Consider the following 22712-nt stretch of genomic DNA (forward strand, 5'->3'; position numbering starts at 1 on the left):
CCGCTCACCGAAACCGTCCTTTTCGTCTTCAGCCTTGTCGCGCTCGGCTATCTCGCCGGGTTTACCGGCTATTTGAAGCCAGCGAGCGGCGAGGGGATAGCCGATTTCGCGATCAGCGTGGCGATGCCGCTGCTGTTGTTCCAGACCATGGTGAATGCCGATTTCCACGGCGTGGCGCCCTGGTCGCTGTGGGGCGCCTATTTCGCGGCCGTGGCGATCACCTGGGCCGCCGGCCATCTCGTCACCACGCGGGTGTTCGGGCGCGACGCACGCGCCGGCGTTGTCGGCGGCGTATCGTCGGCCTACTCCAACGTTGTCCTGCTCGGTGCTCCCTTTATTCTCGGCATATTCGGCCCGAGCGGCTTTGAAGTGCTGTCGCTGCTGGTCTCCGTGCATCTGCCGATCATGATGATGGCTTCCATCGTGCTCTTCGAGATGTTTGGCCGGAGCGGTAGCGAGCACGTGCATCCCCTGCGTGTCGTCAGAAGCTTTCTGAAACGGCTGTTTCTCAATCCGCTGATCATCGGCATTCTGGCCGGGCTTGCCTGGCGCATGACCGGGGCGCCATTGCCCGACCTTGCAATGCGTCTGGTCGATGCGCTGGCCGACACGGCAGGACCGGTGGCGCTGTTTGCCATGGGTCTCAGCCTGCGCCGCTTCGGCATATCAGGCAATGTCCGCCCGGCGCTGGCGCTTTCGGCGTTGAAGCTGTTCCTGATGCCGGCACTGGTTCTCGCCTTCGTCTGGCTGCTTGCGTTGCCGCCGTTGACGGCCAAGGTGGCGGTGGTGGTTGCGGCGCTGCCATCCGGCATCAATTCTTATCTCATCGCCGTTCAGTTCAACACCGGCCAGGCGCTGGCGTCGAACCAGATGACCATCGCAACGGCCTGTGCAGCCATCACCACGGCTTTCTGGCTGACTGTCGTCTTGCACGTTTTCGGGTAAGGCATCGGGGTAAGCACGTCGCCTGCTCTCGTCTCGCTGTGGCCCAAGCCCTATATGCCATCTTGCGATTGCTTGCGGGCCTTGCCCTCGGTAAAGAGCAGTGGCTCCGGCGTGCCGGCTTCAGTCCATGGCGCACGCTCACCGAAGATTTCACAGACCGGCCCGTCAGGGCGCTGAACGGAGGATAGACCATGCTTCAGAAAACCAGCCATTTCATGCGGCAGGCCAATCTCATCAACGGCGAATGGGTGCAAGCCGACAGCGGCCAGACAGTCGACGTCAACAATCCGGCCACCGGCCTCAAGATCGGCACCGTGCCGAAGTCGGGCAAGGCCGAGACCCGCCGCGCCATCGAAGCCGCCGCCGCCGCTTTCAAGACATGGCGCAAGACCACCGCCCTCGAGCGCTCGAAGCTGCTGCGCAAGCTGCATGACGCGATGATGGACAATCAGGACGTGCTGGCCGAACTGCTGACCATCGAGCAGGGCAAGTCGCTGTTCGAATCGAAGGGCGAGATTGGCTCCGCCGCGGCCTACATATTGTGGTTCGCCGAGGAAGGCCGCCGCACCTATGGCGATGTCGTGCCCTCACCATGGGCGGACCGCCGCATCCTGGTGACCAAGGAGCCGGTCGGCGTCATTGCCGCCATCACGCCATGGAATTTCCCGTCCTCGATGCTGGCTCGCAAACTCGGCCCGGCGCTCGCCGCCGGCTGCACCGCGGTGGTCAAGCCGGCGTCGCAGACGCCGTATTCGGGTCTCGCCTGGGGTGCGCTCGCCGAGGAAGTCGGCTTCCCCAAGGGCGTCGTCAACATCCTGACCGGTTCGGCAAGCGAGATCGGTGACGAAATCTGCGCCAATCCGCTGGTGTCGAAGATCACCTTCACCGGATCGACCGAAGTCGGCAAGCTTCTCATCCAGAAGTCGTCGGTCACCGTCAAGAAGGTATCGATGGAGCTCGGCGGCAACGCGCCGTTCATCGTTTTCGACGACGCCGACCTCGAGCGTGCGGTGGCCGGTGCGATCACCGCCAAGTATCGCAATTCCGGCCAGACCTGCGTCTGCACCAACCGCTTCCTTGTCCAGGCTGGTGTCTATGACAAGTTCGTCGAGAAGCTCGCTGCCGCCAGCAACGGGCTGAAGGTCGGCTCCGGCCTCGAGGACGGCGTGCAGCAGGGGCCGCTGATCGACGAGAAGGCGGTCGAGAAGGTCGAGGAACTGATCGCCGACGCCACATCCAAGGGCGGCAAGATCGTCGCCGGCGGCAAGCGCCATGCGCTCGGCGGTTCGTTCTTCCAGCCGACGGTCATCGCCAACGCGACACCCAAGATGCGCTTCATGAAGGAAGAGATCTTTGGCCCGGTCGCACCGGTGTTCAAGTTCGAGACCGAGGAGGAGGCCGTCGCCCTCGCCAACGACACCGAATTCGGCCTCGCCTGCTACTTCTACACGGGCGATCTCGGCCGCGCCTTCCGTGTGATGGAAGGGCTGAAATACGGCATGGTCGGCGTCAATGAAGGCCTCATCACCACGCCGGAAGCGCCGTTCGGCGGCGTCAAGGAATCCGGCCTCGGCAAGGAAGGCGGACATCAGGGCATCGAGGATTACCTCGACACCAAATATGTCTGCATCGGCGGCCTCGGCCTCTGATAGGCTATCCCTGAGATGAGCAGGCCGATAGCCTGCCCATCTCTCGTGGGAAAACCAGCCGAAGTCTTCTGGATCAACTGGCATTTACGGGCATGGCGATGAAGGACGGCGAGGTTTTCGGCACGACGCAGGCTGGCGAGCAGGTGCGTCGCTTCACGATCAGGGGCGGCGGCATCACAGCCAACATCATCGGTCTGGGCGCGATCATCCAGGATCTGCGCCTGACCGGGCACGATGCTCCGCTGGTGCTCGGCTATGACAGCCTGGAAGGCTACGAGACGGATACGGCCTTCTTCGGTGCTGTCGTTGGCCGCTACGCCAACCGCATCCGTGACGGCCGCTTCACCATTGGCGGCAGCCGCTACCAGACCGAGCAAAACTTCCTCGACAAGCATACGCTGCATGGCGGCTCGCAAGGTTACTCCCACCGGCCGTGGACGGTTTCCTTGCATGGCAGGGATTTCGTCACGTTGACCCTGCACGATCCCGACGGCGCGATGGGTTTTCCCGGCGCGCTTGATGTCACCTGCACCTACCGGTTGAAGATCCCCGGCACGCTTAGCGTCGAGCTGACAGCCACCTGTGAGGAGCCGACGCTGTGCAATCTCACCCAGCATTCCTACTTCAACCTGGACGATGGCGGCGCCGGAGACATTCTCGACCACAGGATGATGTTGAATGCCGGCGCCTATCTGCCGGTCGATGGCGACATGATCCCGACCGGGGTGGTCAAGCCGGTTGACGGCACGCCGTTCGATTTCCGCCAGGCGCGGCCGTTGCGCATGGAGACCGAGGGCGAACAGCTGCCCTACGACCAGAATTTCTGCCTCGCTTCGACACGCGGGCCGCTCAAACAGGCGGCGTGGACGCAAGGCGCCAGTTCCTGTGTCGAGATGGAGGTCTGGACCACTGAGCCCGGCGTCCAGCTCTATACCGGCCAGTATGTGACGCCGCGCACCGGGCTGGAAGGGCGGAACTACAAGGCCTTTTGCGGTTTCTGCCTCGAGCCGCAGATTTGGCCGGATGCGCCGAACCGGCCCTATTTCCCGCAGGCGACGCTGTGGCCGGGCGCGATCTACCACCACGTCACGGAATACAGATTCCGGCTACCTTAGCCTTCGAACGCCGCCCGCAGCGTCTCGAACGGCGCCAGGGCGCCACGTACCTGCACCACGGCGGCGGCGACACGATGGGCACGGCGTGCGGCTTCCAGCGGGTCGTGACCGGCAAGTCGAGCCGCAAGATAGCCGCCGTTGAAGGAATCGCCGGCGCCCGTCGTATCAGCGGGAGCCGCGACATGGATCGCCGGCACGTCGCGCAGCGTTCCTCCTTTGGCGATCAGCGCCGGCGCTTCGCCATTCTTGACGACGACCTCGCCAACCAATTTCCCGATCCGTTTAGCGGTCGCTTGCGGCGTTGCATCCTCAAACAGCATCTGCTCGTCGGGAAAGGTTGGTAATGCGATATCAGTGACAGCAAGGGCTTCGACGATCGCTGCCTGCGCCTCCTCGCGCTCACGCCAGAGCCGCGGCCGGTAGTTGGGGTCGAAGGCGATAAGGGAACCAGCCGAACGCGCCTTGGCGACGGCGGCCAGCAACGCAGCGCGCGCGGCTTTGTCCAGAATTGCCAAAGTGATTCCGGAAAAATAGACAAGTTCCTGATTTTCCAGGTTTTTCGATAATGCGGCCGGGTCCGAGGCAAGCTGCCGCGCGGCGGCGTCGCCACGCCAATAGGTGAAGGAGCGTTCGGCTCCCGTCAGCGTGATGGCATAGAGGCCGGGCCGCGCGCCCGCTATGAGCGGGCTGGAGCCGATGCCAATGCCGTTTTCAGCGAAGAAATCGATCTGCCCTTGCGAGAACGGATCGTCGCCGAAGGCCGAGACATAGGTTGCCGGCCGCTCGGTGCTCAGCGCGTGCAGCGCCCACAGCGTGTTGAACGTGTCGCCGGCAAAGCCCATGCGCCAGTTCGGTCCCGTCTGGCCCGACAGTTCGAGCATGCATTCGCCGATCGAGGCGACGCCGTTTCCCGCCATCTACAATCCTCCAGTGATCCCGGTGCTGTAGCTTTTTGCCACCGGCAGCGCCATGCTTGGCAAGCAGGGTTTTTTCCGTCACAGCGTTTTCCCACAGGCTGGCGGGATGCGATCCGTCCGGCAGAGCGTTGTCTGCGGAAGAGGAACCGGTTTGGCATCGATATGGCGTTATCTTCTGGCGGGTCTTGGTCTGGCTGCCTTGCTGGTCGGCATTCTCGCGGTCGTCTTCCTGACGGCGCCTCGGTCGTCGCTGCCTGCCGGCCCGGATGTCTCGCGGACGAAGAACACCGCCACCGCGCTGTTCGTGGCCAGCTTCGCGCCGGAGCGGGGTGTCGTACGGCAGGGCGAACTGCAATCCTGGCTGCTGACCTTGAAGACAAAGGCAGGTGTTCCGGTGGAAGGTGCCGCGATCGCGATTTCGGGCGGCATGCCACTGCACAGTCACGGCCTGCCGACCAGCCCGCAGGCGACCGACTATCTCGGCGACGGGCGTTATCGAATCGAAGGAGTGAAATTCACCATGAGCGGCTGGTGGCAGTTGCATTTCGCCATCTCGGCCACCGCCGGCTCCGACACGGTGCTCTTCAACGTGGTGCTGTGAGCAGGACATGAGGCGGCGTTCGCGTTTTCTGGCGCTGATGATGGCCGTTGTCCTTGCCGGTTGCACGAAGCCGGATTTTTCCGACGCCGAGAAGACGACCATCGCCTCGCTGGCGCTGTCGTCCCTGCCGGCGCTCAAGCCCGACACCACCAATCGTTTTGCCGACGTGCCGGCGGCTGCCGCACTCGGCTCGACGCTGTTCTTCGATCAGGGCATGAGCGGTGACGGGTCGGTATCCTGTTCGACATGCCACAAGATCGACCGTCAGTTCCAGGACGACCTGCCGCAGGCGGTCGGGGTGGGCCGCACCAACCGGCGCACCATGCCACTGGCCGGCGTCGCGCGCGATCCCTGGTTCTTCTGGGATGGCCGCCGCGACAGCCTGTGGGCGCAAGCGCTGACGCCACTCGAAAACCCGCTGGAGCAGGCGGGAAACCGCACCGCCTACGCGCATTACATCAAGGCGCGCTTCGGCGAACGCTATGAGCGCATCTTCGGGCCGCTGCCTGATTTTTCCGACATGCCGTTGGATGCCAGCCCGCTTGGAAACGATGTCGAGAGGGCGGCCTGGAATGCCATGAGCGGCCCGCAGCGTGACGCTATCAACGGCGTCTTTGCCAATCTAGGCAAGGCGATTGCCGCCTTCGAACGCTCGATTGCGCCGACGCCAACGCGCTTCGACCGCTTTGCGCTGAACCTCGCCACCGGTGCCGAGCCGAAGGGCGATGCTGTCTTTTCCAAACAAGAAATCCGTGGGCTTAAACTGTTCATCGGCAAGGCCAATTGCGTGACCTGTCACAACGGCCCGCGCTTCACCGACAACAGCTTCCACAACACCGGCGTGCCATCCGTTGCGGGCCTGCCGCCGGATCGCGGCCGTATCGATGCCGTGCACCAAGTCGAGGCGGACCCGTTCAACTGCTTCGGCGCCTATCGCGATGGCGACGCCAGCGCCTGCGGCGAGTTGCGCTTCATGGTCAAGGATGCGCCCGAACTCGTTCGCGCCTACAAGACGCCATCGCTGCGCGGAGCGGCAACGCGGCCGCCCTATATGCATGCCGGGCAGTTTTCGTCGCTCGACGAGGTGGTGGCGCACTATGCGAAGGCCGCGCCCAGCGTTGAGGGGGTGTCAGAAGTTCACCCGCTGGAGCTTTCAGATCGAGAGCGTGCGGCGCTGGTGGCGTTTTTGACGACGCTGGCGGAGTGAGGTTGCCGGCGATAGGAATAGTTGAGCGAAGCGAGGCGAGTTGGTGCTGAAGCGAGCAAAGGAGGTTCTATGAGCCGGAGTATGATTCCCGTCGAGGAAGCCGCCAAGGAATGGTTCAAGGATTCAAAATTCGCTGCCCAATATGAGCATTGGAAGAGGAATTCGCAATCGCAGAGGCTTCGATCAAGGCTCGGTGCGAGAAACAGGAAGCCAAAGTCGTGGGGCGACCGCTGAGCGCCTAATTCCTTAAGCACGGACCGCATGCTTCGGCGATTGGCGCAAACATCCATCGCTTCGTCATCCTGGGGCGTAGCAAGGAGCGAAGCGACGCGGCGCAGACCCCAGGATCCATGCCGGGACTCCGAAGCGCTGCTGCGGTGCGGAATTCTGCTCCGCTGCATTCTTCGGCCGAGGTCGCGGCATGGATCCCAGGGTCTCCGAGACGGAGCTTCGCTCCTGCTTCGCCCTAGGATGACGAAGTTGGGGAGGCTTCAGCCATCCCTACGCTCTACCGATCCTTGACCGTCTCCATGGCCACGAAGGTCGAAGTCTGGGCGACGTGGGGCAGGGCTGAGATGCGTTCGCCGAGGACGCGGCGATAGGCGGCGATATCCCTGGTGCGGACTTTCAGCAGATAGTCGAAGCTCGACGCCATCATGTGGCACTGCTCGATCTCCGGCACGGCCTGTACGGATCGGTTGAAGGCATCGAGCGCGGCGGATCGGGTGTCGGACAATTTCACCTGGACGAAAGCGACATGGCCTTCGCCCATGCGCTCGCGGTCGATGATCGCCTGGTAGCCTCTGATATAGCCGTCCTTTTCCAGCCGCTTCACCCGCGCCTGCACCGGCGTCTTTGACAGGCCGACCTTTGTCGCCAGTTCCGACATGGAAAGCCGGCCATCGCTTGCCAGCGCCGACAGGATATTCCTGTCGATGCGGTCCAATTGGTCTTCTATCATCGAAAATGCAGTCCATATGTCAGTTTTGAGCCGTTATGATAGATCGAATGACCTGCAATGTCGATTTCTTCGGACCGACTGAAAATTCGTACCTGTGCTAGCTTGCGCCATTCGGTCCGGTGACCGCCGGCCCGATCTCCTTTGCTCGATCCATGGGACCGCCATGCCAGCGCTCGATGCCATCCGCCAGCAGATTCGCGCCAACTACCTGCCCGACGAAGACGAGGCCGTGAAGCGGCTTGCCGACGCTACGGCGCTCTCCGGGAAAGACCGCAAGGCGATCTCGGCACGGGCCGCCGATCTGGTGCGGGCGGTGCGCGGCTCGTCGGATCCTCGGCTGATGGAAGTCTTCCTCTCGGCCTATGGTCTCTCCACCAAGGAAGGCGTGGCGCTGATGTGCCTGGCCGAGGCACTGTTGCGCGTGCCCGACACCGAAACGATGGACGACCTCATCGCCGACAAGATCGCGCCGCACGACTGGTCGGCGCATTCGGGCGGTTCAAGCTCCATCTTCGTCAATGCCTCGACCTGGGCGCTGATGCTGACCGGCCGCGTCCTCGATGAGGGCGAGGGCGGCATAGAGGGCACGCTGCGTTCTATGGTGCGGCGGCTGGGCGAGCCGGTCATCCGCAAGGCGGTGGCCGCCGCCATGCGTGAAATGGGCGAGCAGTTCGTGCTCGGCCGCACCATCACGGAAGCCGTCAAGCGCGGCCGGCCGATGACGCAGAAGGGCTACCTCTACTCCTTCGACATGCTGGGCGAGGCAGCCCGCACCGAGGCCGACGCCTTGCGCTATCACAAGGCCTATGCCGACGCGATTTCGTCGCTCGATTCCGGCTCCAACGGTCCTGACATCAGGCAGAACCACGGCATCTCGGTCAAGCTTTCGGCGCTGCATCCGCGCTACGAGGTGGGGCAGAAGGACGAGATGCTGCCTGTCATGGCAGACCGGCTCTTGTCGCTGGCGCTGGCCGCGCGCCATTCGCGCATGGGCCTCAACATCGATGCCGAGGAGGCCGATCGCCTCGATCTGTCGCTCGACGTCATCGAGCGGGTGCTGGCCGAGCCGGAACTCGCCGGCTGGAATGGCTTTGGTGTGGTGGTGCAAGCGTATGGGCCGCGCGCGGCCTTCGCCATCGATTGGCTCTATGCGCTGGCCAGGAAATACGACCGCAACATCATGGTGCGGCTGGTCAAGGGTGCCTATTGGGACACCGAGATCAAGCGCGCGCAGACGCTCGGACTGTCAGGCTATCCCGTCTTCACCCGCAAGACCAACACCGACGTTTCCTACATGGCTTGCGCGAAAAAGCTGCTATCGATGACCGACCGCATCTATCCGCAATTCGCCACCCACAATGCCCACACCGTCGCCGCCATCTTGGCGATGGCGGACAATCGCGATTCCTTCGAGTTCCAGCGCCTGCACGGCATGGGCGAAGCGCTGCACGAGACGGTGCGCCGGTACGAAGGCACGCGCTGCCGCATCTATGCACCGGTCGGTGCGCATTCCGATCTGCTGGCCTATCTGGTCCGCCGGCTGCTGGAGAACGGCGCCAATTCCTCCTTCGTACACCAACTGACCGACGAGGACGTCGAGCCGGAGGACATTGCGCGCGATCCGCTCGAAACGGTCGAGAGCCAGGGTCCGGCCGCCAATCCGGCGATTGCCCGGCCTTCCCAGATCTTTGGAGCCGGGCGTCGCAATTCGAAAGGATTCGACATCACCGACACGGTGACGCTGGCGGCGATCGACAAGGCCAGGGCGGCCTTCGCCGGGCCGGATCGCTGGCATGCCAAGCCGATCACGCGGGCCGCCGGCTACGGCAAGCTGCGTCCGATCGTCAACCCGGCAAAGCCTTCCGAAGTGGTCGGCACGGTCAGCGAAGCCGCCGCAAAGCAAGTCGCGACCGCCGTGCGCTTTGCGGTGGAAGCGCAGCCGGCCTGGGCAAAACGTCCCGTTGCCGAGCGCGCTGCCATCCTCAATCGTGCCGCCGATCTCTATGAGGCGAATGCGGTCGAGTTCTTTGCACTCGCCACCCGCGAGGCCGGCAAATCGCTGGCCGACGGCGTCGCCGAAGTGCGCGAGGCCGTCGACTTCCTGCGCTACTACGCCACCGAGGCGGTCAATGCAGAGGCGGGCACGCAAGCGCGGGGCGCCATCGTCTGCATTTCACCGTGGAACTTCCCGCTCGCCATCTTCACCGGCCAGATCGCGGCAGCACTTGTCACCGGCAATTCGGTTATCGCCAAGCCGGCCGAGCAGACGCCGCTGATCGCTTTCCGTGCTGTCGAACTGCTGCGCGAGGCTGGTGTGCCGGAAGACGTCATCCAGCTTCTGCCCGGCGACGGCCCGTCGGTCGGTGGCCCGCTGACCGCTGACCCGCGCATTGCCGGCGTATGCTTCACCGGCTCGACCGAGGTTGCCAAGCTGATCGAGAAGCAATTGGCCGAGACGGCCGCGCCCGACGCCATGCTGATCGCCGAGACCGGCGGCCTTAATGCCATGATCGTCGATTCCACCGCGCTGCCCGAACAGGCGGTGCGCGACATCCTCGCCTCGGCCTTCCAGAGTGCCGGCCAGCGCTGCTCGGCGCTGCGCGTGCTCTATGTGCAGAAGGATGTCGAGAAGAAGATGCTGGAGATGCTGAAGGGCGCCATGGAGGCGCTCAATGTCGGCGATCCCTGGCGGATTTCGACCGATGTCGGCCCGGTCATCGACGACGAGGCACAGAACTCGATCCGCGAGTACTGCACGAAAATGGGCCTGCAGGGCCGGCTGATCGCCAAGCTCGAAGCGCCGAAGGAAGGTCGCTTCGTCGCGCCCCACGTCTTCCGCGTCAAGGGTATCGAGGATATGGAGCGCGAGGTGTTCGGGCCGGTGCTGCATGTCGCCAGTTTCGACGCCGACGAGATCGACGCGGTCATCGCCGCCATCAACCGCAAGGGCTACGGCCTGACCTTCGGGCTGCACACCCGGATCGAGGGCCGCGTCCAGCATTTCGTCGACGGCATCCATGCCGGCAACATCTATGTCAACCGCAACCAGATCGGCGCCGTCGTCGGTTCGCAGCCGTTTGGCGGCGAGGGGCTTTCAGGCACCGGCCCGAAGGCCGGCGGCCCGCACTATCTCAGGCGCTTCCGCAAGGGGCCGGAGGCTGGCACCCATGTGCAGGATGGCCATAAGGTCACGGCGACCGAACTTGCCGACAATCTGCCCGATCCCGCACTTGGCGGCTGGTCGACGCGGCCCGACCGGATCGCCATTCTGAGGAAGCATCTGCGCGGCAAGGGTGCCGCGGCCATTGGTGCCGCCGCCGGCATCGATTTCGGCCAGATCGACCTGCCCGGGCCGACCGGCGAGGCCAACACGCTGTCGCTGTCGCCACGCGGACGGGTGCTGTGCCTCGGTCCTGACGGCGATACGCTGCTGGCGCAGACGATCCAGGCGCTCGCCGCCGGCAATGCCGTGCTGGCCGTTGCGCCGGGTGCACCGGCAGCCCTTTCCGCGTTGACCGGCAAGGGCCTGCCGCTGGCCGCCATCGACGGCCGGCCGGATCCGGTCGAGGCGCGCGCGCTACGCGTCGACGTCGTCGCTTTTTCAGGCACGTCCGAGGCCGCGCGCATCGTGCGCAAGGTCATCGCCGACCGCTCCGGCCCGATCGTGCCGCTGGTCACGGAGGTGCTCAACCCGGCGGCTTATGCGCATGAACGGGCGGTCTGCGTCGACACCACCGCCGCGGGCGGCAATGCGAGCTTGCTGGCCGGGGCCTGACCCCCGGTCAACTTTTTGTTTTTATGCATGTCGTTGTCCCAAAAATCGGGACCACTTTTGGCCGACATGCATTACGCGCCTTCGACGACCGAAAAACCCTCGAACTGGGGGTGGCCGAGATAGTGGACCTTTGTCGTGCCGACATTCCTGTGGGCGGCGCGGAAATTCTCGGACTTGGTCCAGGCGATAAAATCGTCGTGGCTGGCCCACACCGTGTGCGACGCGAAAAGCGTGTAGCCTTCGGTCTCGTTGACCGGGCCACGCAGCAGATGGAATTCCCTAAACCCCTTCATCTCAGCAAGGCTGGAATCGCGGTTCTTCCAGACGGCTTCGAAATCGTTCTCCGAGCCGGTCTGCACCTTGAAGCGGTTCATTGCGATGTACATTGCGGTTCCTTTCGTGCGGATGTTGATGATTGGCTGCAGCGTTTGTTCTGCGCACATTCAAAATGGGCCGATTTCGGTCTCGAACTCCAAATTTGCGCTTGCTGCCTGCGGTGGAATCGGAGGGAAGGGGGCTGCCTTGCGGACAATGCCAAGCGCTGCCTGATCGAAAGCCGCCGATCCTGAGGTTTCCAGAATGCGCAACTCGTTTATGTTGCCCTTCCTGCCTATGACGAATGTGACAACCGCATTGTTGCGTGCCGCCAGCTGTAGGGAAGGCGGGAGGGTGCGATTGACGCTGCCGAGCTTTCTAAAAACATCGCCGCGGTAGTTGTCTTCCGCGGCCGTGCCTGCCTCTTTTTGCCTTTTGCCCTTGCTGGCTGCTTGCGCCGACCGGTCCTCGCCATCCGCCGTGCCGCGCTTCTCATCCGCCGTCTCTGAAGGGGCAGCTGCCGGAGTTGGCCTGGCTCTAGGGATCGGAGGCCGCTCCGGAACGGCGACAGGCGCTTCCGTGCTCTCAGGCTGAACGGTCAGCTGCGCCGGCGTTTCGGTCTTGGGAGCCACGCTCTGGCCATCGGGGCGTGGGACACCGGCCACCAATATGTCTGGGGCAACCGTCTGCTGTTTGACAGGTTCCGGCTTGGTCGTTGCCGCTTCCTTGGCTGGCCGAGAAGGCTCTGTTGGCGGCGTTGGCTTGGGCGTTGCTGGCTGTGGTTTGGCCGGTTGCAGGTTCGGCACCAGTGCAACGTTTATTGCCGCCGGGTCCTTGTCCAGCGCGCTGCCGGCCACGTTGCTGCCCGACTGTTCACTACCTTCCGGCTGCTCGGCGTCCTGGAAACTGGAAATCCCCGTAGGGGAGATCAGAAAGGCCGCCGCCACCGCGACATGGAGCAGGCAGGAGACGACGATCGCCGCCGTCCATTTGCGGCTCCAGGCCGATGGCCGCGGCAGCGCGAGCGGCTCGGTTGGCTCTATGGTCAGCTCGGCGCCGGCCTCGGGGAGGGGATTGATGTCCTGCATGTCTCGCCGCGAGACCTGCAGCGACAAGAGCAGAGTTGTCAAATCAAGATCGTTCGCCGGCAGTCTGCTATCGTCGGCCAGAGGCTGCACTACGGTGTTTCGCGGGAATGCATGATGCAGCCCCACCTCAGACTCCGAAAGCGATCCCGGTCTTGGTGTCCGTCTTCAGCTTTCGCATGCAGGCGTTCGGTTCGACGCCGGTACCGGTGCATTCGGTCGCGCTGTTGATCAGCACGCGGCTGACTTTCGAGCACTCGGTGCCGGCCAGATCGAAACGCGTCACCTTGGTCTTGCCTGCCGGCAACTCCTTGAAGTCGAGCACGGTCAGCCGGTCGACGACGCCGGCCTCGTTGAACAGGGCGATCTCGAACGCCGCCTTGGACAGGTCGGCGCCGAGATTGTAGTTGACCACGAACGTCAGGCGGCAACCCTGGTCGGAAGGTTGCGCACCGTTGAGTTCAAGGGTCAGCGCAGGGACCGGCGCGGACTCTTGTGCCCACGCCGGAACCATCGCAAGCGACATCGCCAGCATCGAGGTCAGCAGACGAAGGGATGTCATCAAGCTCGTCATGGTCATCAGCCTCCAAATCGCATCGTCGCCGCCAGCTTCAGGGTGACGCCGGGCTCGTAGGCCGCGAAAACCGGCTGCGGCGGCTGGCCAGCCGTGGTCAGGTTGAGCGGGTTGGCGTATTTTACATCGAACAGATTGTCGGCGCGGAAATCAATCTTCAAATTGTCCGTCGCCTGGTAGCTGGCAAAAGCATTGACCAGCGTGTAGTCCTCGGCGATCGGGTTGCCCTTGGGCTTGCCATTGTATTGCACTTCGCCGCCCACGGTCAGCTTGTCCTCGAGGAAGCGCAAGCCGAGCTGCGCGGTGACCTGGGATGAGGGGATGGTCAGCAGGTCGGCCCGAACGTCCTTGTAGGAAATGGTATGACCATCGGTGATTGAGGCCGAGAGCCCGGCATAGCCCCATCCGGCATCATAGACGCCCTCAAGTTCGAAGCCGTCGATCTTGGCCTTGGCAAAATTCTGGTACTGGAAGCATATCGGGATACCGGGTCCGCTCGGGCAGCCGGCTGTCGGGTCAAACCGCGACAGGGTAACGCCATCGATGTAGTCTTCGACATCGTTGTTGAAATAGGCTGCCTTGATGCGCAGCGCATCGCCGGTTTCGAGGATGTCATCCTGCTTGTAGTTGACGCCGAATTCGACGGTCTTTCCGGTTTCCGGCCGCAAATTGGGATTGGGCAGGAACGGGAAGGTGACACCTGCCGGATGGCGACCGCTGATCAGTGTTTCCGACAGGGAGGGTGACCGGTATCCTTCCGCATAGGTGCCGTAGAATTGCAGGCCGGCAAGGCTGGCGCTGTCGAAAGGCGAGACGCCGACGGTGATGCGCGGCGACAACCGGTCCCCCGACGTTTCGTGTGTGTCATCCTTGAGGCTGTAATTGTCGTAACGCAGCCCGGCGATGACTTCGAGCCACTCCCAGGTGAGCTTGTCCTGGACATAGGCGCCGGAGACGTTCCGCTTACCGGAAGGCGTGTAGAAACTGTCGCCACCGGCCGTGCCGCCGGTCTCGACTTTATCGCCGGCCCAGTCGCCGCCATAGGTCAGTTCGTGCGCGATTCCCGCAGTCTCGAATCTGGACGTGTTCCAAATGTCGATGCTGGTCGTGCCGATGTCGAATGTCGATGTCGAGCCAGCCGGCAAAACAACTGGAAGGCCGGTGCTCGGGTCAAACCGGTTGAGAGGCACGAGGCTGGTCAGATCGAGATTGGTCTTGTTGTAGGAGGTGTTGATATGGAGATCGAGCCAGCTCTTGTCCTCATCCGTAATGTTGTAGCGGGCGGTGAAGGTGTTCGACTTCAGGTCGACGTCATTGACCGGCACGCCGCCGCTGATCTCGTTCCAGCCGTCGCTTGAGCCGACCCAGCCGAGCTTCAGCTCACTGTTGTCGGTCGGCCGGATGGTGGTCTTGAGCAGGCCGCTAAGCACATCGAAGCCGGTGCCCTTGACGGTGTCGCCACCGCCATCCTTGTAGTCGTCATAGTTGCGGTAGACGATGTTGCCGAGCACATCCCAGTTCTCGTTGAGGCGGTAGGCACCGGATGCGCTTGTTGTCCAGCCCTTGCCGTTGCTCTCATAGCGTCCCGTGACGGAGCCGGCCCATGTTTCTTCCGGCTTAAGGAAATCCCCGGCGTCCTTGGTGTCGAAGAAGACGACGCCGCCGATGGCGCCTGAGCCATAGGTGTTGGCGACAGGACCACGGATAACATCCACGGATTTGACGAGTTCGGGGTCGATGTAGAAGGTCGACTGCGTGCCGTGGTCGGAACGCTGGAAGTTCTGACGGGCGCCGTCGACGATGACCGCGACGCGACCAAAATCCTGCAAGCCTCGGATGTTGATACTGGTGCTGACGCGTCTGGCGTCGGCCTGCGCCGCGACGCCGGGCACGCCAACCAGCATCTCATTCGGCGTCGTCGCCATGCGGCGGTCGAGCTGTTCCTGGCCGACATGGCTGGTCGATGCCAGCGATTCGATCGCCGTCTCGCCGGTGCGGCTGATGACGAGGATCTTGTCGAGCAGCGTTGCTCCCGCTGGTGCGGCGTTTTCTTCTTCAGCCTTCTTCGTTTGCTCTGTCGGCTGCGCCGCTTGCTGGGCGTTAGCCAATTGCGCCGACAAGGCGATAGCCGCCACGCTTGCCAACAATGCCGCCGCGCCGTTCGCCGCCGACCGGCCACGCCATTCCCAAGTCACCAACCCCATGCCCCAACTCCAAAGTCCAGGTTTCATGCTGGCTGGCCCGGGGCTGGCTGGCATTTTTGATCGTCTCCGGCGTCTTAAATTTTGACTCATTTAATCCGGTATTGCGCTGACTAGTAAACATGATTATTCAAGTCAAGAAATGAATCGGATTACGCAACGCCTAGCCAGACGCCCGGCACAGGAAAGGGATCGACAGAGATGAACACCCACAATCCCAACGATTTTCGCTATCGCGTCCGCCGTTCCGACGATGCCTCGGCCCCCACCCGTTTCGACCGGGTTCCGCTGGCGGTGCGAACCCTGTCCAGCAACACCCTGTTCCAGGGCGAGCACGAGATCGGCATTGAGCATCACGGTGCGCTCTACCGGCTGAAGATCACCCGTCAGGGCAAGCTCATCCTCAACAAGTAGGGCTAGAGCGGTTCACCGTTTCACGGAAACGCCGAACCGCTCTAGCTCTTTGTTTTAACGCAATTCCGGACGGAAAACCGTTTCACACTTTTCCCGGAATTGCTCTAGGCAGCAGGGATGAAACATGGATCAGCGCGTAAAACCCGCCCCGCATGAAATCCGGCGGGCACGGACAGACAATCCGAAGACGCGCGAGCGTGATCTGGCTGCCCAGCTCGGCATTTCGGAAGCCGAACTGGTCGCCGCGCATTGCGGCGACGGCGTCGTGCGCATCGAGCCGCGCGTCAACGATCTTCTGACCGGCCTCGAGGCCGTCGGCGAGGTCATGGCGCTGACCCGCAATGAGAGCGCGGTGCACGAAAAGATCGGCGTCTATGACAAGGTCGTCACCGGCAACCACAATGCCATGGTGCTTGGCGAAAACATCGACCTGCGCATCTTCCCGAAGGTCTGGGCACACGGCTTTGCCGTCGAGAAGCGAGACGGCGACGAAATCCGCCGCAGCCTGCAGTTTTTCGATGCGGCGGGCGAGGCCGTGCACAAGGTGCATTTGCGTCCGGCCTCCAGCCTCTATGCCTATCAGAAGCTGGTTGCCGCGCTCGAATCGTCCAATCAGGAGCCGACCGTCGACATTTCGGGACCACTCCCCGATGACGAGAGCCATGGCGACGAAGCGGCCGCCAATCTCGACGATCTGCGCGACCGCTGGAGCCGGCTGACCGATGTGCACCAGTTCTTCGGCATGCTGAAGACGCTGAAGCTCAGCCGCCGGCAGGCGGTGCGCCTGGTCGGGCAAGACTATGCCTGGCAGCTCGACAATGATGCCGTCCGTGCCATGTTTCATCACGCTGCGGAGGGCGAGATGCCGATCATGTGCTTTGTGGGAAACCGCGGCTGCATCCAGATCCATTCCGGTCCGATCAAGTCGATCAAGCCGATGGGGCCATGGATCAACGTGCTGGACGAAACCTTCCACCTGCATTTGCGGACCGACCACATCCAGGAGGTCTGGGCGGTGCGCAAGCCGACCAAGGACGGTCATGTCACCTCGCTTGAGGTCTATGATTCCGACGGCAAGATGTTCATCCAGTTCTTCGGCAAGCGTCATGAAGGCGAAAGCGAGCGGGACGACTGGCGCTTCCTGGCGGAAAACCTGCCGCGCATCCCAAGCGCGACCGCAGCCTGAGGAAAATGCGATGCGTTTTTTCCCAAGATTGTCGACCGTGCGCGGATCTATTTTCGGGCCGGTGATCGGTCTCTCCATGGCTGTTATCGCACTGCAATCCGCCAGCGCCATGGAAGGCACGGCCGTGTTTGCCGATCCTTCGAAAATCGTGGCCGTTGGCGGCTCGATCACCGAGATCGTCTATGCGCTCGGCGAGGAAAAGCATCTGGTGGCTCGCGATTCCACCAGCCGGTACCCAAAGGCGGCGCTTGAGCTGCCCGATGTCGGCTATATGCGTGCGCTGTCACCGGAAGGCGTGCTCTCGGTCAACCCGACCGGCATCCTGGCGTTGCATGGCAGCGGTCCCAAGGAAGCCGTCGACGTCTTGAAGAAGACGAGCGTCCCGTTCATCGAAGTGCCCGAGCACTATAGCCACGAAGGCATCCTCGAAAAGGTCCGTATCGTCGGCAAGGCGCTCGGCGTCGACGCCAAGGCCGAGGTGCTCGCCGGGGAGCTCGATGCCAAGCTCACGGCCGCCGAACGGCAAACGACGTCGATCAAGGAACGCAAGCGCATCCTGTTCGTGCTGTCGATACAGGGCGGCAAGATCCTGGCGGCCGGCAGGGAGACCGCGGCGGACGGTATGGTCAAGCTGGCTGGCGGCGTCAACGCGGTCGAGGGCTTTTCCGGCTACAAGCAAATGTCCGACGAGGCGATCATAACCGCCAGGCCTGACGTGATCCTGATGATGAGCAATGCCGGGCCTCCGGTGTCGGACGACGAACTGTTCGGCAATCCGTCGATCGCCTCGACGCCGGCCGGAAAGGCGCGCAAGCTGATCCGCATCGACGGTGCCTATCTGCTCGGCTTCGGGCCACGCACGGCCGATGCCATCCACGACCTCGCTGTCTCGCTTTATGGCGGGCAGGTCACGGACTGAACGGGCGGATCATGGTCGATCAATCGATCGCCGGCCCGGTGATGGCAAGCGTATCCGAAGGCGACAGGTCGGGCCGCGCCCGCATCGTCATCCTTCTGCTGTGCCTGGGGCTGGCGGCTGCCGTTTTTCTGTCGCTGACATCGGGGGCTTCGGACGCATCGGCCGTCAACGTCATCGGGGGCTGGCTGTTCGGCACAGTGCCTGATGACGCCGCGGTGAGCGCCCGCGACAGCCTGATCGTCTATGACATCCGCCTGCCGCGCATCATCCTCGGCATGCTGGTCGGCGCGGCGCTCGCGGTCTCCGGCGCGGTCATGCAGGGACTGTTCCGCAATCCGCTGGCCGACCCCGGCCTGATCGGCGTCTCGGCCGGCTCCAGCCTCGGCGCGGTTGCCGTCATCGTGCTCGGCGCCACGATGTTGGCTCCGGTGACCGCCTTGCTCGGCACGCTTGCACTGCCGCTGGCGGCCTTCTGTGGCGGGCTCGCCACCACGCTGGTGCTTTACCAGGTCGCGACGCGGCGGGGGCAAACCTCGGTTGCCACAATGCTGCTTGCCGGCATCGCGCTGGCGGCGCTCGCCATGGCGCTGACCGGCATCCTCATCTTCATGGCCGACGATCGCCAGTTGCGCGACCTGACCTTCTGGCAACTCGGATCGCTCGGCGGCGCAACCTGGGCGAAGATCGCGTCGGTAGGGCCGATCATCGTGCTGGCGCTGGCGGCGATGCCGTTCCTGGCACGCGGCCTCAACGCGCTGGCGCTTGGCGAGGCGACCGCCGGTCATCTCGGCATTCCGGTGCAGCGGCTGAAATACACGGCCATCGTCGGCGTCTCTGCCGCGGTCGGCGCATCCGTCGCCGTCAGCGGCGGCATCGGCTTCGTCGGCATCGTGGTACCGCATCTGCTGCGCCTGCTGATCGGTCCGGACAATCGCTATCTGCTGCCGGCGTCGGCGCTGCTCGGTGCCTCGCTGCTGCTTCTGGCCGACGCGGTCGCACGCACCATCGTTGCGCCGGCCGAACTGCCGATAGGCATCGTCACCGCGATAGCGGGCGCGCCGTTTTTCCTTTGGATCCTGCTGCGCAAGCGCGGCGTGGTTGATTTGTGAGGCTTGATGATCGAGGCCAAGGATGTTTCGGTTGATATCGCCGGCAAGCCTATCGTCAGCGGTATCGATTTCCACGCGCGGCCCGGCGAGATCGCCGCCATCGTCGGCCCCAATGGTTCGGGCAAGACGACCTTCCTCAAAGCGCTTTCCGGCGAACTCGCCTACACCGGGCGCGTTGCCCTCAACGGCCGAGATCTCTCGACGATGAAGCCGGTCGAGGTGGCCGTCCATCGTGCGGTGCTGCCGCAGGCGACGACGCTGTCGTTCCCGTTCACCGTGCGGGAAGTGGTCAAGCTCGGCCTTGTCGGCGGCCGCTCAGGCGTCTTGCCGGGCGAGGATGCGCGGCTGCCGGAACGGGCGCTGGCGCGTGTCGATCTCGACGGCTTTGCCGGCCGTTTCTACCAGGAGCTTTCGGGCGGCGAGCAACAGCGCGTTCAGCTCGCACGCGTGCTGAGCCAGGTCTGGGCACCGGTGCTCGACGGCAAGCCGCGCTTTCTGTTCCTCGACGAGCCGGTTTCCAGCCTCGACATCAAGCACCAGCTGATCATCATGAACATTGCCCGCGACTTCGCCAGAAGGGGCGGCGGCGTGGTCGCCATCCTGCACGACCTCAATCTGACCGCCATGTATGCCGACCGGATCTTCGTCATGCATCGCGGCAGGCTAGCCGCCACCGGGTCGCCGCGGGATGTGCTGAGCGATGACCTGATCGAAAAAGTGTTCGACTGCCGGCTCAGGGTCGGCGTGCTGCCGGCCGGCAATATGCCGTTCGTGCTGCCTCAGTCAGCGGCCTGATTGCAGATCTAGCCCGCGCCCCTGCTGGGTCAGGCAGCTGGTGCGCGGCGCTCCAGCATGTCGATTCCGAGCAGGTTGCGCACATTTGGACGTGCCGCCACGAGGTCGGCGATCGTATAGCGCTCCAGCACGGCGAAGAACGCGTTCAGCGCCTCGCGCAGCGCCGAGTTCAGCGCGCAGCTATCGACGAGCGGGCATTCGGCGGCATCGTTCTCGAAGCATTCGGCCATAGCGAAGCTCTCTTCTGTCACGCGCACGACATCGAACAGGCTGATGGCTTCGGCCGCCCGGCCAAGCTTGACGCCGCCATTCCTACCGCGCACGGTCTGGACGAGGCCGTGCTCGACCAGGGGTTGCAGGATCTTGAACAGGAAAAGCTCCGACACCGAATAGGCGGCCGCGATCTCGGGGATGCGGCTCAATCGGTCATCATTGGCCGCGCAATACATCAAGATGCGCATGGCATAGTTGGTCTGGCGCGTAAGCCGCATTTTGTCCTCACAAGGCACTGGTGCGGTGCAACCACGCCAGATCTGGAAATTTTGCTGATATGGCTTTGACCCGAATTTCCGGATTCGCCACATTGGCCTCGGCGGAATATGGCCTATACCTTGGAATAATTCCAGACTAGCTTCGCCCGATAGATGAATTTTCTCCTCAACTTTGTGTGCGCGGCCGGGGAAAGTTCCGGGCGAAACCCGCTGTCGCGGGTATTTCGGCCATCGGAACACTAAATAGGCTGAGATCGACGAGGAGCGGCTCACCCATGTCACAATCGGCTTCGCCCCTGGCGCCGGTCCGTTTCGATGCCGAGGCGGATGCCAAGCTTTCCGCGTTGCGGCGGACGAAATTCCTCGCGGCGGCCGCACTGGCGCTTTGCGTGCTGGTGTTTGCGCTCGCCAAATCCTTCGAGCGCACCTATCCATGGCTCGGCTTCGTCGCCGCCTTTGCCGAGGCCGCGACCATCGGCGGGTTGGCCGACTGGTACGCGGTGGTGGCGCTGTTCAGGCGGCCGCTGGGACTGCCGATCCCGCACACCGCCATCATCCCGGAGAACCAGAACCGCATCGCTGACAATCTCGGTCGCTTCATCGAGGTCAACTTCCTGGCGCCTGAACCGGTGCGCGAAAAGCTCGCCGAGGTGGATTTCTCGGCACTCGTCGCCGACTGGCTGGCCGATACGGAGCGCGCCGCCGGCCTGTCGCGCTTCGTCGTGCGGCTGGTGCCGCAGACGCTGGCCGCTGTCGAGCAATCCGGCCTGCGCGGCTTCGTCACCAGCCGCATGCTCGAACAGATCGAAAAGGTGCCGCTGGCGCCGCTGGCCGCCGAGCTGTTGTCAGCGCTTACCGACGACCGCCGCCACCAGAAACTGTTCGACGAGTTCACCAAGGTGATCGGCAGGTTCCTCAACGACGAACAGGCGCTGGCGACGATGCGCGAAAAGATCCGCGAGGAACTGCCGTCGCTGTTCAACCTGTTCCGCGCCGACGCCTATCTCCTGAAGAAGATCGTCGCCTCGGCCGGCTCGCTTCTCGACGAGGTGAGGGCCGATCCCGACCACCCGATGCGCGCCGAATTCGACCGCTTCGCCCAAGGCTTCGTCGAGAAGCTGAGAACATCGAAGCAATACGCCAAACGGGCCGAGAAGCTGAAGCGCGACTTCCTGGCCCGGCCGGAGGTCAAGGGGTTGGCCGGCGAGATGTGGGCAAGCCTCAGCCAGTTCATCGAGCAGGACGCCAAGGCGCCGAATTCGGTTGTCCGCGCGCATCTTGCCAACATGTTCGTCGAGGTCGGTCGCCATCTTGCCGGGGATGCGCAGATCCGGGCCGACATGAACCAAGGGTTCGTGGTGGCTCTGGCGTCGTTCGTGGAGAGCCAGAAGGCCGGCGTGTCGACATTCATCGCCGACCAGGTCAAGCGCTGGGACCTCGCGCAACTGACGCGGCTGATCGAGATGAACATCGGCAGGGACCTGCAATACATCCGCTTCAACGGCATGATCATCGGCGGGCTGGCCGGCATCGTGCTTTATGTCGCCGAGCGGCTGTTCCTCGTGAATTGATGCGCGGCCCGACTGGCGCTCATTCCTCCGCTTTCATGGACTTGCGGCATGCGAGTGCTATTCTCCCGCCGAGGGTGCCCGCATCATGCGGCAAAGGGGAGCAAACGAGCATGGCGAAACAACCGGAATCCGATTCCTTCATGGACATGTTCGGCAGGTTCGGCCGCGACCTGAAGGTGCCCAATGTCGATGTCGAGGTGATCCTCGCCCATCACCGCAAGAACCTCGAAGCGCTGGAGAAATCGGCACGAGCCAGTGCCGCCGGCGCGACCTCGCTGTTGTCCAGGCAGCGCGAGATGCTGGAGGACACGCTGCGCGAGGTCACGGACATGGCGCAAAGCTACAGGGCGCCGGGCAATCCGCAGGAACTGATGACCAAACAGACGGAGTTTGCCAGAAAGTCTTTCGAAGTCGCATTGAAGAATGCGGGCGAAGTGGCTGAACTGGTCAAGAAATCCGGCGCCGAATCGGTCGACATCCTGCGCACGCGCATCAAGCAGGCGATGGAGGAAATCCGCGCCGGCTACGAGAAGAAGTAGCGGAAATGGCCGAGGCTGGCTCGTTGCTGCCAGCGGCCCCTGAAGCCTGGAAATCCCGATTTAGCCTGCGACTGCGCTCGCGGCGTGGCACGATTGCGGCCGAAACCGGCGGAACGGATTCGCGCCGAGCGAATTGACAGAGGCCGTCAGTTCGTGGTCCGGAGGCTTTGGAAGCGATCGGGAAACCAGGAATGAACGAAATACGGCCTAAAGCGCCGCCGACCTACGAGCAGTTGAGGATGATGGCCGGGCAGGAGCTTGGCGTATCGGAGTGGACGACGGTCGACCAGAACCGCATCGACCAGTTCGCCGAATGCACCGGCGACCACCAATGGATCCATGT

21 protein-coding genes (1 of these 21 cut by a window edge) are annotated in these 22712 nt (G+C 63.3%); 14 read left to right on the plus strand and 7 right to left on the minus strand.

What is annotated here, in order from left to right; translation table 11 throughout:
- The 3 genes from EOB59_RS23240 to EOB59_RS23250 all read left to right on the plus strand — a co-directional run.
- Nucleotides 1-945, plus strand: a 945-nt coding sequence (locus tag EOB59_RS23240; protein WP_164895728.1) for an AEC family transporter, incomplete at its 5' end; no start/stop codon positions are given.
- A gap of 191 nt (nt 946-1136) precedes the next feature.
- Nucleotides 1137-2594: an NAD-dependent succinate-semialdehyde dehydrogenase gene (locus tag EOB59_RS23245; protein WP_128289324.1), complete on the plus strand. Its 1458-nt coding sequence runs from the start codon at nt 1137-1139 to the stop codon at nt 2592-2594.
- A gap of 92 nt (nt 2595-2686) precedes the next feature.
- Nucleotides 2687-3709: an aldose epimerase family protein gene (locus tag EOB59_RS23250; RefSeq protein WP_128289325.1), complete on the plus strand. Its 1023-nt coding sequence runs from the start codon at nt 2687-2689 to the stop codon at nt 3707-3709.
- Here EOB59_RS23250 and EOB59_RS23255 read toward each other — a convergent pair.
- Nucleotides 3706-4626, minus strand: a complete 921-nt coding sequence (locus EOB59_RS23255) for a sugar kinase (RefSeq protein ID WP_128289326.1) — start codon at nt 4624-4626, stop codon at nt 3706-3708. The two genes, EOB59_RS23250 and EOB59_RS23255, sit on opposite strands and share 4 nt — an antisense overlap.
- A 151-nt stretch (nt 4627-4777) precedes the next feature.
- On the opposite strand from EOB59_RS23255, the gene EOB59_RS23260 reads away from it, so the two are divergent.
- Together EOB59_RS23260 and EOB59_RS23265 are read left to right on the plus strand one after the other, a co-directional pair.
- Complete coding sequence (locus tag EOB59_RS23260) at nt 4778-5227, plus strand: FixH family protein (protein WP_127398774.1); 450 nt, start codon at nt 4778-4780, stop codon at nt 5225-5227.
- A gap of 7 nt (nt 5228-5234) precedes the next feature.
- On the plus strand, nt 5235-6434 hold the full coding sequence (locus EOB59_RS23265) for a cytochrome c peroxidase (protein WP_127398775.1): 1200 nt from the start codon (nt 5235-5237) through the stop codon (nt 6432-6434).
- Between the two features lie 508 nt (nt 6435-6942).
- Here EOB59_RS23265 and EOB59_RS23270 read toward each other — a convergent pair.
- Entirely contained in the window at nt 6943-7395 is a 453-nt protein-coding gene (locus EOB59_RS23270) for an Lrp/AsnC ligand binding domain-containing protein (protein ID WP_127399081.1), read from the minus strand.
- A gap of 163 nt (nt 7396-7558) precedes the next feature.
- Here EOB59_RS23270 and putA point away from each other — a divergent pair, with 163 nt between their 5' ends.
- Nucleotides 7559-11170 carry a bifunctional proline dehydrogenase/L-glutamate gamma-semialdehyde dehydrogenase PutA gene (putA, locus tag EOB59_RS23275; RefSeq protein WP_128289327.1) on the plus strand — a complete coding sequence of 1204 codons (3612 nt, stop codon included), beginning with the start codon at nt 7559-7561 and terminating at the stop codon, nt 11168-11170.
- Between the two features lie 71 nt (nt 11171-11241).
- Here putA and EOB59_RS23280 read toward each other — a convergent pair whose 3' ends face one another.
- From EOB59_RS23280 to EOB59_RS23295, 4 genes are all read right to left on the minus strand, one after another.
- Nucleotides 11242-11556 (minus strand): antibiotic biosynthesis monooxygenase, encoded by a 315-nt coding sequence (locus tag EOB59_RS23280; RefSeq protein WP_027039045.1) that lies wholly within the window; start codon nt 11554-11556, stop codon nt 11242-11244.
- A gap of 57 nt (nt 11557-11613) precedes the next feature.
- A complete protein-coding gene (locus EOB59_RS23285; protein WP_348639531.1) occupies nt 11614-12615 on the minus strand; it encodes a TonB family protein in 1002 nt (333 codons plus the stop codon).
- Between the two features lie 85 nt (nt 12616-12700).
- Nucleotides 12701-13144: a hypothetical protein gene (locus EOB59_RS23290; protein ID WP_128289336.1), complete on the minus strand. Its 444-nt coding sequence runs from the start codon at nt 13142-13144 to the stop codon at nt 12701-12703.
- Between the two features lie 5 nt (nt 13145-13149).
- The gene (locus tag EOB59_RS23295; RefSeq protein ID WP_128289328.1) at nt 13150-15348 is read right to left on the minus strand and encodes a TonB-dependent hemoglobin/transferrin/lactoferrin family receptor; all 2199 of its coding nucleotides are present in this window, start codon (nt 15346-15348) and stop codon (nt 13150-13152) included.
- A 198-nt stretch (nt 15349-15546) separates the two neighbouring features.
- On the opposite strand from EOB59_RS23295, the gene hemP reads away from it, so the two are divergent.
- The 5 genes from hemP to EOB59_RS23320 all read left to right on the plus strand — a co-directional run bounded on the left by hemP (nt 15547) and on the right by EOB59_RS23320 (nt 19768).
- Nucleotides 15547-15759 carry a hemin uptake protein HemP gene (gene hemP, locus EOB59_RS23300; RefSeq protein ID WP_127271521.1) on the plus strand — a complete coding sequence of 71 codons (213 nt, stop codon included), beginning with the start codon at nt 15547-15549 and terminating at the stop codon, nt 15757-15759.
- A 124-nt stretch (nt 15760-15883) separates the two neighbouring features.
- Complete coding sequence (locus EOB59_RS23305) at nt 15884-16945, plus strand: hemin-degrading factor (protein WP_127396589.1); 1062 nt, start codon at nt 15884-15886, stop codon at nt 16943-16945.
- A gap of 10 nt (nt 16946-16955) precedes the next feature.
- Complete coding sequence (locus EOB59_RS23310; protein ID WP_128289329.1) at nt 16956-17864, plus strand: hemin ABC transporter substrate-binding protein; 909 nt, start codon at nt 16956-16958, stop codon at nt 17862-17864.
- Between the two features lie 11 nt (nt 17865-17875).
- On the plus strand, nt 17876-18973 hold the full coding sequence (locus EOB59_RS23315) for an iron ABC transporter permease (protein WP_128289330.1): 1098 nt from the start codon (nt 17876-17878) through the stop codon (nt 18971-18973).
- A gap of 6 nt (nt 18974-18979) precedes the next feature.
- Nucleotides 18980-19768, plus strand: a complete 789-nt coding sequence (locus EOB59_RS23320; RefSeq protein ID WP_127267527.1) for a heme ABC transporter ATP-binding protein — start codon at nt 18980-18982, stop codon at nt 19766-19768.
- Nucleotides 19769-19797: 29 nt separating this feature from the next.
- Here the strand turns inward: EOB59_RS23320 and rirA are convergent, their stop codons facing one another.
- A complete protein-coding gene (gene rirA, locus EOB59_RS23325; protein ID WP_127267528.1) occupies nt 19798-20259 on the minus strand; it encodes an iron-responsive transcriptional regulator RirA in 462 nt (153 codons plus the stop codon).
- Nucleotides 20260-20534: 275 nt separating this feature from the next.
- Here rirA and EOB59_RS23330 point away from each other — a divergent pair, with 275 nt between their 5' ends.
- From EOB59_RS23330 to EOB59_RS23340, 3 genes are all read left to right on the plus strand, one after another.
- The gene (locus EOB59_RS23330) at nt 20535-21830 is read left to right on the plus strand and encodes a DUF445 domain-containing protein (RefSeq protein WP_128289331.1); all 1296 of its coding nucleotides are present in this window, start codon (nt 20535-20537) and stop codon (nt 21828-21830) included.
- 110 nt (nt 21831-21940) lie between these two features.
- Nucleotides 21941-22369 carry a phasin family protein gene (locus tag EOB59_RS23335; RefSeq protein ID WP_128289332.1) on the plus strand — a complete coding sequence of 143 codons (429 nt, stop codon included), beginning with the start codon at nt 21941-21943 and terminating at the stop codon, nt 22367-22369.
- A 191-nt stretch (nt 22370-22560) separates the two neighbouring features.
- Nucleotides 22561-22712: the start of a MaoC family dehydratase gene (locus EOB59_RS23340; RefSeq protein ID WP_128289333.1), read on the plus strand. The gene runs 337 nt beyond the window's last position; the window shows 152 of its 489 coding nt (coding positions 1-152); it begins with the start codon at nt 22561-22563; its stop codon lies beyond the right edge, outside the window.

Source organism: Mesorhizobium sp. M7A.F.Ca.MR.176.00.0.0, from assembly GCF_004023165.1.
GTDB lineage: Bacteria > Pseudomonadota > Alphaproteobacteria > Rhizobiales > Rhizobiaceae > Mesorhizobium.